The organism is uncultured Microbacterium sp. (assembly GCF_913776565.1).
Classification (GTDB): domain Bacteria; phylum Actinomycetota; class Actinomycetes; order Actinomycetales; family Microbacteriaceae; genus Microbacterium.
This window is the reverse complement of sequence record NZ_CAJYPF010000158.1, coordinates 1-10,179: the sequence shown is the minus strand read 5'-3', so window position 1 is coordinate 10,179 and position 10,179 is coordinate 1. Positions and strand designations below refer to the sequence as shown.

The 10,179-nt window shown below is 71.8% G+C and carries 8 protein-coding genes; 5 read left to right on the top strand and 3 right to left on the bottom strand.

What is annotated here, in order from left to right; translation table 11 throughout:
* The coding region (aceA, locus tag QZ433_RS08745; RefSeq protein ID WP_295782064.1) for an isocitrate lyase at nt 1-1,223 on the bottom strand (1,223 nt) is incomplete at its 3' end.
* A 129-nt stretch (nt 1,224-1,352) separates the two neighbouring features.
* Here aceA and QZ433_RS08740 point away from each other — a divergent pair.
* Complete coding sequence (locus tag QZ433_RS08740; RefSeq protein WP_295782062.1) at nt 1,353-2,828, top strand: helix-turn-helix transcriptional regulator; 1,476 nt, start codon at nt 1,353-1,355, stop codon at nt 2,826-2,828.
* Between the two features lie 214 nt (nt 2,829-3,042).
* Here QZ433_RS08740 and QZ433_RS08735 read toward each other — a convergent pair whose 3' ends face one another.
* Together QZ433_RS08735 and QZ433_RS08730 are read right to left on the bottom strand one after the other, a co-directional pair.
* Nucleotides 3,043-3,870, bottom strand: a complete 828-nt coding sequence (locus QZ433_RS08735; RefSeq protein WP_295782060.1) for a type IV toxin-antitoxin system AbiEi family antitoxin domain-containing protein — start codon at nt 3,868-3,870, stop codon at nt 3,043-3,045.
* Between the two features lie 418 nt (nt 3,871-4,288).
* Nucleotides 4,289-5,818, bottom strand: coding sequence for a PucR family transcriptional regulator (locus tag QZ433_RS08730; RefSeq protein WP_295782058.1), 1,530 nt, complete (start codon nt 5,816-5,818; stop codon nt 4,289-4,291).
* A 92-nt stretch (nt 5,819-5,910) separates the two neighbouring features.
* Between QZ433_RS08730 and gabT the strand changes: the two genes are divergently transcribed.
* From gabT to QZ433_RS08710, 4 genes are all read left to right on the top strand, one after another.
* Nucleotides 5,911-7,260 (top strand): 4-aminobutyrate--2-oxoglutarate transaminase, encoded by a 1,350-nt coding sequence (gene gabT, locus QZ433_RS08725; RefSeq protein ID WP_295782055.1) that lies wholly within the window; start codon nt 5,911-5,913, stop codon nt 7,258-7,260.
* Nucleotides 7,261-7,351: 91 nt separating this feature from the next.
* Complete coding sequence (locus tag QZ433_RS08720) at nt 7,352-8,812, top strand: NAD(P)/FAD-dependent oxidoreductase (RefSeq protein ID WP_295782053.1); 1,461 nt, start codon at nt 7,352-7,354, stop codon at nt 8,810-8,812.
* Nucleotides 8,809-9,681 carry a universal stress protein gene (locus tag QZ433_RS08715; protein WP_295782051.1) on the top strand — a complete coding sequence of 291 codons (873 nt, stop codon included), beginning with the start codon at nt 8,809-8,811 and terminating at the stop codon, nt 9,679-9,681. The genes QZ433_RS08720 and QZ433_RS08715 overlap by 4 nt, the downstream gene beginning before the upstream one ends.
* The coding region (locus tag QZ433_RS08710; protein WP_295782048.1) for an amino acid permease at nt 9,678-10,179 on the top strand (502 nt) is incomplete at its 3' end. The genes QZ433_RS08715 and QZ433_RS08710, both read left to right, overlap by 4 nt.

Below are 10,179 nucleotides of genomic sequence, written 5' to 3'. Positions count from 1 at the left end.
CCCGCCTCGCGCTGGTGGCGCGTGGCGGTGTAGCCGTTCGCTTCGGCGGCGAACTCGGCCTCCTGCAGCTCGACGTACGCGCTCATGGCGCGCTCGGCGTAGCCGCGGGCGAGGTCGAACATCGAGTGGTTCACGGCGTGGAAACCGGCCAGCGTGATGAACTGGAAGGCGTAGCCGAGGGCGGCCAGGTCGGCCTGGAACGTGGCGATCTGCTCGTCGTCGAGGTGGCGCTTCCAGTTGAAGCTCGGCGAGCAGTTGTACGCGAGCTTCTTGCCGGGGTAGCGGGCGTGGATCGCCTCGGCGAAGGCGCGGGCCAGCTCGATGTCGGGTTCGCCCGTCTCGACCCAGATCAGATCGGCGTAGGGGGCGAAAGCGAGACCGCGCGAGATCACGGCATCCAGTCCGGGACGCACCCGGTAGAAGCCTTCGCCCGTGCGCTCGCCGGTGAGGAACGCGGCGTCGCGCTCGTCGACATCGCTGGTGAGCAGGTCGGCCGCCAGGGCATCCGTGCGCGCGATGATCACGGTCGGCACCCCCGCGACGTCCGCCGCCAGTCGCGCGGCATTGAGCGTTCGGATGTGCTGCTGTGTGGGCACGAGCACCTTGCCCCCGAGGTGACCGCACTTCTTCTCGCTCGCGAGCTGGTCTTCCCAGTGGATGCCGGCGGCCCCCGCCGCGATCAGCGACTGCGCCAGCTCGTACGCGTTCAGCGGACCGCCGAAGCCCGCTTCGGCGTCGGCGACGATGGGGGCGAGCCAGTCCTGCGTGATCTCTCCCTCGGCGCGCTCGATCTGGTCCTGTCGAAGCAGCGCGTTGTTGATGCGACGCACCACGGCGGGAACGCTGTTGGCGGGGTACAGGCTCTGGTCGGGGTAGGTCTGACCCGCGAGGTTGCCGTCGGCGGCGACCTGCCAGCCGCTGAGGTAGATGGCCTTGAGTCCGGCGCGCACCTGCTGCACGGCCTGACCGCCCGTGTACGCGCCGAGGGCGCGGACGTACTCCTCGGTGTGGATCAGGTTCCACAGGTTCTCGGCTCCGCGGCGGGCGAGGGTGGACTCCTCGCGGACGCTCCCGCGGAGGCGGACGACGTCTTCGGCGGTGTAGGTCCGCTCGATGCCGTCCCAGCGCGGGTCGGACTCCCACGCGGCGCGGATCTCATCGGCGGTCTCGGTCTGGTCGCCGGGGCGCAGGGGCTGCTGGGCGGGGGTGGCCTGGATCGTCATGTCGTCCTCCTTCGGGTGACGGGGCGTCGGTGCCCCGTGGAGACCACTGTCGGCGAAGATCCACCCGCTCGAACACGATTCTTCGTGTGAAGATCGACCGATCTTCCGTTGTCGTGAGATCCTGCCGGTATGGACACCGGCGTCTCCCTGCCCTCGGCATCCCTCCCGCTCGACCATGAAGAGGTGGACACCCTCACCATCGGTCGGCGCATCCGGCAGCTGCGCACCGCGCGCGGCCTGACCCTCGACGACCTCGCCGCCGCGGTGGGGCGCGCGCCGAGTCAGATGTCGATGATCGAGAACGGTCGTCGTGAGGCGAAGCTCACGCTGCTGCAGGCGATCGCGCGGGCCCTCGGATGCACGTTGGACCAGATCCTGGATGCCGAGCCCCTCGACGCCCGCGCCACCCTCGAGCTGTCCGTCGAACGCGCCATGCGCGGGCAGACGTTCCAAGCCCTCGGTATCGCCCCTTTCCGCGTCGGGCGGTCCGTCCCCGATGAGGCGCTCGCCGCGATGCTCGCGCTGCAGGCCGAGATCGAACGGCTTCGCGAAGAGCGTTCCGCGACACCCGAGGAGGCGCGTCGGGCGAATGTGGCCCTGCGCCGGCTCATGCGCACGCAGGACAACCACTTCCCGGAGCTCGAGCGCGTGGCATCCGAGATGCTCACCGCGATCGCACACCCCGGCGGACCTCTCACGCAGCGTGGGGCGAGCGACATCGCCGCGCACCTCGGGTTCACGCTGCACTACGTCCCGGATCTCCCCTCGTCGACGCGGAGCATCGCCGACGTGAAGAACGGCCGGCTCTACCTCTCGACGAAGGTCGCGAAGGGCGATCCGCGCGCCGCGGTGCTGCAGGCGCTGTCGAGCCGCATGCTCGGTCACGGCGAGCCGACGAGCTACGACGAGTTCCTGCGTCAGCGTGTCGAGACGAACTACCTCACCGGGGCCCTGCTCATGCCCGAGGCGCACGTCGTCCCGGCCCTGCGCGAGGCGAAGGAGCGGCGCGCGCTCAGCATCGAGGACCTGCGCGACGCCTATTCGGTGTCGTACGAGACCGCCGCGCACCGCTTCACCAATCTCGCCACCGTGCACCTCGGCATCCCGGTGCACTTCTTGAAAGTGCACGAGTCGGGCACGATCACGAAGGCGTACGAGAACGACGACGTGAACTTCCCCACCGATCGACTGGGCTCGATCGAGGGGCAGATGTGCTGCCGGCGCTGGACGAGCCGCGTGGTCTTCGACGAGGACGACCTCTTCAACCCGTACTACCAGTACACCGACACCGGTAACGGCACCTACTGGTGCACCGCGCGCGTGGAGCAGTCGAGCGAGGGGGCCCACTCGGTCAGCGTGGGTGTGCGCTTCGATGACACCCGATGGTTCCGCGGCCGGGACACGACCAATCGGGCCGTCTCGCGGCACGCGGTCGAGACCTGCTGCCGCCGCGCGCCCGCCGACCTCGAGAACGCCTGGCGCGGGCAGGCGTGGCCGAACGTCCGGACCCCGCGCACGCTGCTGGCGACCCTGCCGACGGGGTCGTTCCCGGGGGTCGACACGACCGAGATGTACGAGTTCCTGGAGGCGCACGCGCCGGGGTGAGCCCGCCGGCGGGGGGACGTGCTTCGGTCGTGCGGCGGCGGGTGCTGTCGCGGCGGCGGCGGTGCCGCTGGGCGTGCACAGCGGCGGGTGGCGGGTGCGACTCGCCGGGGGACGGGTGTCGTGGCGCGGCGTGTCGGAGAAGGGCCCGCCGTTGTGCTCGGGTGCTCCCCGGCCGGGGATGCCGGTCGGGGAGCGTCGTCGGACGGCGAGGACGTCAGCGGCCCAGGTGCAGACCGCGATCGACGTAGGCGAGGATGGCCGCTTCGACGGTCGGCCAGTCGTGCACGATCAACGCGTAATCGAATCGGAGTGTCACGAAGCCCCACACGGCCGCCCGCGCGTCACGTCTGAGGTCACGGTGCCGCTGGCTTCCTCCCTCATGAAACGGTGCACCATCGGCCTCGACGATGAGCCGGTCGCCGATGAGGAGGTCGACCCGGCCCCCCGAGACGACGCGCGTCTGCGTGCGTACGGCGAGCGCGTGCGTGCGGAGCCGCCATCTCATCAATGATTCGAGACCGCTATCGGCATCCGATCGAGCAAAGGCCAGCGCCGCGCGTCCGGATTCGTTGATGTGACCGTGGAGCCAGGCCCGGTCCGCCGCCGTGAGCAGTCGCTTCCGTAGTGCCGACTCCACCGCCACGAAGAACTCCTCGACGCCGAGGCACCTCAAAATCTGGCGAAGGGCCACCGCGACCGCGGGGAGGTCGAACAAGCGGCCGGTGGGAAGGTCGTCCCAGTGCGGGCGGCACGCGCAATTCTCGTGGGCGTGCGTGTGCCCCGAGCCGTGCATCCACACGTGGACTACGTCGGTCGCGTCCAAGACCCAGAGTCCGAGGTGACGAGCCGCCGTCACGCAGGCGAGCGCGCCGCCGTGCCGTGCCGCCGATACGACCGGTCGGCACGCGCCCGCATCGACGTAGACGCCGCGACGGAGATGGAGCAGGGAGCCCGACGACACAGCGGTGGCGAGGGCGCGGCGCGTCAGTCCCTCTGCGCGCAGCTCGGCGTAGGTCCGGACCGGGGTTCGAGTGGTGCACATCCCTCCACCACTCGGTTGCGCATCCGCGCCACGGGGCCCGCGACCGCTGGCTGTGGAGAACTCGCCCCTGGGGAGGGCAGGTCGAGATCGCCCCCGACCCTGGTCCTGTCACCCTCTCCGCCGTGCACAGCGGCGGGCCGATCGTCCGACACGCCGTGTTCGATCGCCGTGTCGACGGCGAGTCGTCGAAACTCCCGCCGTTGTGTCCGGTGGAGGATCGGCCGAATCCTGCCCGTCCGTCAGACCCTTCGTTGCCTCGGTCCTGGTCCTGTCGCCCTCTCCGCCGTGCACAGCGGCGGGCCGATCGTCCGACACGCCGTATTGGACCGTCGTGTCGTCGGCGAGTCGTCGAAGTTCCCGCCGTTGTGCCCACCCGACCCCGACCCCCCGACCCCGACCCCCCCGACCCCGGCGCCGCTCACTCCGCCAGCCGCAGCGCGGCCCACAGCTCGGCGCGCGCGGCGAAGGTCGACAGGTCGCGCCCGAGAATGCGCTCGGCCTGGGCGACGCGGGCGCGAACGGTGTGGCGGTGGATGCCGAGAGCCTGCGCGGTCGCCTCGTGCGAGCAGTCGTGCGTCAGCCATGCGTCGAGGGTCTCGAGCAGCGCCGAGCCCTGGGCCGCATCGTGGGTGCGCAGCGGCGTGAGCGCCCCGAGCGCGACCGTGCGGGCGGCCTCGGAGCCGAGCGCGGCGAGCAGTCCCGCGCGCGCCGTGTCGGTGAAGTCGGCGACACCGGGTGTCGTCAGGCGGTCGCGGGCGGTCCGCGCCTGCGTGAGCGCGTTCGAGAATCCGTCGTAGCCGGTGGGGGCCGAGCATCCGACCACCAGCTCGAAGCGCTCGGCGATCTCGTTCAGCGGCCCACGAGCACCGGACGGGACGACGAGCACCATCCCGTCGTCGCCCCGACCGAAGAACAGCTCGCCCCGTCCTTCCTGGGCGCGGACCTCGAGCCACTCGCTCAGCGCCGTCGAGCGGGCGGATGCCGCGGGCGTCAGCGCCACGACGACGGGCGCGGCGGGCAGGGGGCCGAACAGGTCGCGGCCCGCGCGACGCGCCAGGGCGGGGTCGTCCGTGCAGAGCGACTGGACCAGGCCCGCGCGGAAAGTGCCGATCGCCCGGCCCAGCCCGTCCTGCTGCTCGAGGGCGAGGGCGGCCATCGCGACGACCGCGGTCACGACGCTGCGGGCCTCGTGATCGAGGTCGTCCGCGGCGATCGCGAGCGCGCCGCGCAGGTGGCCGCCGCGGCCGAGGGTCTGCAGCGTCACCGACACGCCCTCGGTGCGCAGCGGCGAGGCGGCGCGCGTCCCGCGGCGGAGCAAGGCGATCACCTCGCCGGTCACCGCCTCGACGGCCCCCGCCCCGAGGCCGTCTCGGGGGTACTCGGTGCGCAGGGCTCCGGCGGCGTCGAACAGACCCACCCAGCAGCCGAGCTGGCGGGACAGCTCGGCGAGCGTCGCCGAGAGCCCGTCGGGACGCAGTGCGGCGAGCGAGACGGCGCGTTGGGCGGCGAGAGACCAGCTGCGGCGGGCGTAGGCGTCGGCGGCGATGGCCTCGGCGCCGGCGCGCGCCACCGCGATGAAGGGTGTGCGGTACGGGACCTCGAACAGCGGCATCCCGCCCTCGAGACAGGCCGCCGTCAGGCCGGAGGGGATGCCGTCGCGCACGACCTCCGTGCCGAAGCCCAGACCGCGGACCCCGCGGGCCAGCAGACGCCCGACGTAGCCGGGGTAGTCGGCCGCCTCGGTGAACTGCGTGCCGGTGGTCAGCAGGACCAGCCCCTCGCTGAGGAAGGGCGTCGGGTCGGCGAGGTCGCTGGAGTGCACCCAGCGCACCGGGCGGTCGATGCTCCCGGCGGGCAGGTCGCCTTCTGCGACGACGAGGCGCAGGCGCAGGTCGGTGCGCGCGAGCAGCGCGCGCAGGCTCGGCGGGGCGACGGCGGCGTCGGCCATGGACACTCCTGTACAACTCGTATACGGCGGCGCCTGCGACTGTACACGCAGGAGAGTGCGGGGCGCGTCGCGCCGTCCGTAGCATCGCGGCCATGAGCCTCGACACCCTCCCCCTCGTCGGCGGTCCGTCCCTCGCCCAGGAGCGCCGCCTCGTCACCGCCATCCCCGGTCCGCGCTCGCAGGAGCTGCTGGAGCGCAAGGCCGCTGCCGTGGCATCCGGCGTCGGTCACACCGTGCCCATCCAGGCCGTCGCCGCCGGCGGCGGGGTCGTCGTCGACGCCGACGGCAACTCGCTCATCGACCTCGGCTCGGGCATCGCCGTCACCAGCGTCGGCAACGCCCACCCCGCTGTCGTCAAGGCCGTGCAGGAGCAGGTCGCCGCGTTCACCCACACCTGCTTCATGGTGTCGCCCTACGACTCGTACGTGTCGGTCGCCGAGGCGCTCAACCGCCTCACCCCCGGCGACCACGCCAAGAAGAGCGCGCTGTTCAACTCGGGCGCCGAGGCCGTCGAGAACGCCGTCAAGATCGCCCGCAAGTACACCAAGCGCCAGGCCGTCGTCGCCTTCGACCACGGCTACCACGGCCGCACCAACCTGACGATGGCGCTCACGGCGAAGAACATGCCGTACAAGAGCGGCTTCGGTCCCTTCGCCGCCGAGGTCTACCGTGCCCCGCTGTCGTACCCCTTCCGCGACGGACTGACCGGCCCCGAGGCCGCGGCCAAGGCGATCTCGGTCATCGAGAAGCAGGTCGGCGCCGAGAACCTCGCCGCCGTCATCATCGAGCCCATCCAGGGCGAGGGCGGCTTCATCGTCCCCGCCGACGGCTTCCTCAACGCGATCGTCGACTGGTGCCGCGACAACGGCGTCGTCTTCATCGCCGACGAGGTGCAGTCCGGCTTCGCCCGCGCCGGCGCGATGTTCGCGAGCGAGCACTTCGGCATCGTCCCCGACCTCGTCACCACCGCCAAGGGCATCGCGGGCGGCCTCCCGCTCGCGGCCGTGACCGGCCGCGCCGAGATCATGGATGCCACCCACACCGGCGGTCTGGGCGGCACGTACGGCGGTAACCCGATCGCGTGCGCCGCGGCTCTGGCATCCATCGACGCCTTCGAGAACGAGGGCTTCGTCGAGCGCGCGCGCGAGATCGGCGTGCTGCTGAAGGACCGCCTGCACGCGCTGCAGCAGAACGACCCGCGCATCGGCGACGTCCGCGGGCACGGCGCGATGATCGCCGTCGAGTTCGTCGACCCGACCACGGGCGCGCCCGACGCCGCGCTCACCTCGTCGGTGGCCAAGGCCGCGATCGCCGAGGGCGTCATCGTCCTCACGTGCGGCACGTACGGCAACGTCATCCGATTCCTTCCGCCGCTGTCGATCGGCGACGAGCTGCTGAACGAGGGCCTCGACGTCGTCGCGGCCGCCCTCGCCCGCAGCTGACCGGCGTCCCGACGGCGGCGGAAGACCCGAAGAGCCCGCCGTCGTCGGGGCCATCCCCTTGAACGCGAACGCGAAAGAGAAAGCAGATCCCATGGACGAGATCACCCGCGACGTCGTCGTGATCGGTGCCGGCGCCGCCGGCCTCACCGCCGCGAACGACCTGCGAAAGGCCGGCCTCTCGGTCGTCGTGCTCGAGGCGCGCGACCGCGTGGGCGGACGCCTGTGGACGGACGTCATCGACGGCGCCATGCTCGAGCTCGGCGGGCAGTGGGTCTCGCCCGACCAGACCGCGCTGATCGACACGGTCGCCGAGCTGGGGCTGTCGACCTACAGCCGCTACCGCGAGGGCGACAGCGTCTACGTCGGCGCCGACGGCCAGACCAAGCGCTTCACCGGCGAGATGTTCCCCGTCGCTCCCGAGACCGAGAAGGTCATCGACGAGATCACGGCGAAGCTCGACGCGATGGTCGCCGAGATCGACCCCGACAAGCCCTGGGAGCACCCCCGCGCCGACGAGTGGGACAAGATCTCGTGGGACGCGTGGCTGCGCCAGCAGACCGACGACGACGAGGCCGTGCGAAACCTCGCCTTCGCGACCGGTTCGGCGATGCTCACCAAGCCGACCCACACGTTCTCCCTGCTGCAGTCGCTGCTGATGGCGGCATCCGCGGGCTCGTATTCGCACCTGGTGGATGCCGACTTCATCCTCGACAAGCGCGTCACCGGTGGGCTGCAGCAGGTGCCCGAGCTGCTCGCCGAGCGTCTCGGCGACGACGTGCTGCTCAATCAGCCCGTCCGCCGCATCATCTGGGGCGAGGAGTCCGTCGCCGTCGAGCGCTCGGCCGACGCGGGCACGGGGCGGCGGGTCGAGGACCTGCGGGCGCTGACCGCGCGCGTCGAGACGGCCAAGGCGGCGTCCGCGGGCGTCACCGTCGTCGCCGACGGCGTGACGGTGCGCGCGCGCTTCGCGATCCTGGCGCTCGCACCGGTGCTCTACTCGCGCATCTCGTTCGAGCCGCCGCTGCCGCGCCTGCAGCACCAGATGCACCAGCACATCTCGATGGGCTTCGTCATCAAGGTGCACGCCGTCTACGACACGCCGTTCTGGCGCGAGCAGGGCCTGTCCGGTACCGCCTTCAGCCCCTACGAGCTGTGCCACGAGGCCTACGACAACACCAACCACGGCGATGAGCGCGGCACGCTCGTCGGTTTCGTCTCGGACCAGAACGCCGACGACCTCTTCCGCCTGAGCGCCGAAGAGCGCAAGGAGCGCATCCTCGAGTCGCTGTCGCACTACTACGGCCCCGAGGCGAAGAACCCCTCGGTGTACTACGAGAGCGACTGGGGCACCGAGGAGTGGACCCGCGGCGCCTACGCCGCGAGCTTCGACCTCGGCGGCCTGCACCGCTACGGCGCCGACCAGCGTCAGCCCGTCGGCGCGATCCACCTCGCGTGCAGCGACATGGCCGGCGCCGGCTACCAGCACGTCGACGGGGCGATCCGCCAGGGTCACCGCGCCGCCGACGAGATCCTCGAGCGGACACGCGGATGAGCGGCGACCGCGTCGTCGTCGGCTACACGGCGACCGACGCGGGCGCGGACGCCCTCGCGTTGGGCGCCCGCCTGGGCGCGGCCCTCGAGACCTCGGTCCATGCCGTCGTCGTCCTGCCGTCGGCGCAGGGCAACGTCTCGATCCCCAGCGACGCCTCGTACGACCGGCTCGTCGAGGACACCGCCCGCGGGTGGTTGCGCGACGCCCTGGCGCCGTTCCCCGGCATCCGGGGACACGTCCGCTACGCCGCCGATGTGTCCGACGGTCTGGTGGCCGCCGCCGAGGAGTTCGGAGCGGCCGTGCTGGTCGTGGGCACCGGCGGGGGAGGCCCGCGGGGGCGCCACCGCCTCGGCACGACCGCCGAGGAGCTCGTGCACTCGGCGCCCGTCCCCGTCGCCCTGGCGCCGGAGGGGGCTCGCCACGTCGATCCGTCGGTGGGGCTGCCGCGCATCACCACCGCGATCGGCACGCGACCCGGTGCCGACGTGCTGCTCGACACCGCGGTGGCGACGGCGCGGCGGGCGCACGCTCCGCTGCGGCTGCTCTCGCTCGCGGGCGTCGACCTGCCCGGCCGCGTCGACGCGGGCCTGACCCGCCTGACGGCGCAGACGCACGCGCAGGACGTCCTCGACACCGTCCGCGGCTCGCTGCCCGCCGGGATCGAGGCCGAGGCGCTGGTCGGCGCCGGCAGCGACATCGAGGATGCCGTGTCGCGCATCGACTGGCTGCCCGGCGAGGTCGCGCTGGTCGGCTCGAGCCGCCTCGCGCAGCCGCGCCGACTGTTCCTCGGCTCCACCGCAGGGCGGATCCTGCGCGCCCTGCCCGTCCCCATGATCGTGGTGCCCCGCACCTCGGAGGCTTCCTCATGACCTCATCTCGCAACGACGCGAGCCCCGGACCCGACAGCGCCGTCACCACCGGCATCTCGAACAAGGGGCTTCGTGTCGGCTCGATCGGCATGATCGGTGCCGTCGTCATCGGCATCTCGACCATCGCCCCGGCCTACACGCTCACCGGCGCCCTCGGACCCACCGTGTCCGCGGTGGGCTTCCAGGTGCCGGCGATCATCCTGGTCGGCTTCATCCCCATGCTCCTGGTCGCGCTCGGTTATCGCGAACTGAATTCCCGGATGCCGGATGCCGGCACCTCGTTCACCTGGGCCGCTCGGGCCTTCGGTCCCTGGGTCGGCTGGATGGCCGGGTGGGGTCTTGTGGCGGCGACGGTGATCGTGCTGTCGAACCTGGCCGGGATCGCGGTGGACTTCCTCTTCCTGCTCATCGCCCAGATCAGCGGCAACGCCGAGATCGCCGAGCTCACGCGGGTCGTGCCGATCAACATCGCGGTCTGCCTGCTGTTCATGCTGCTCG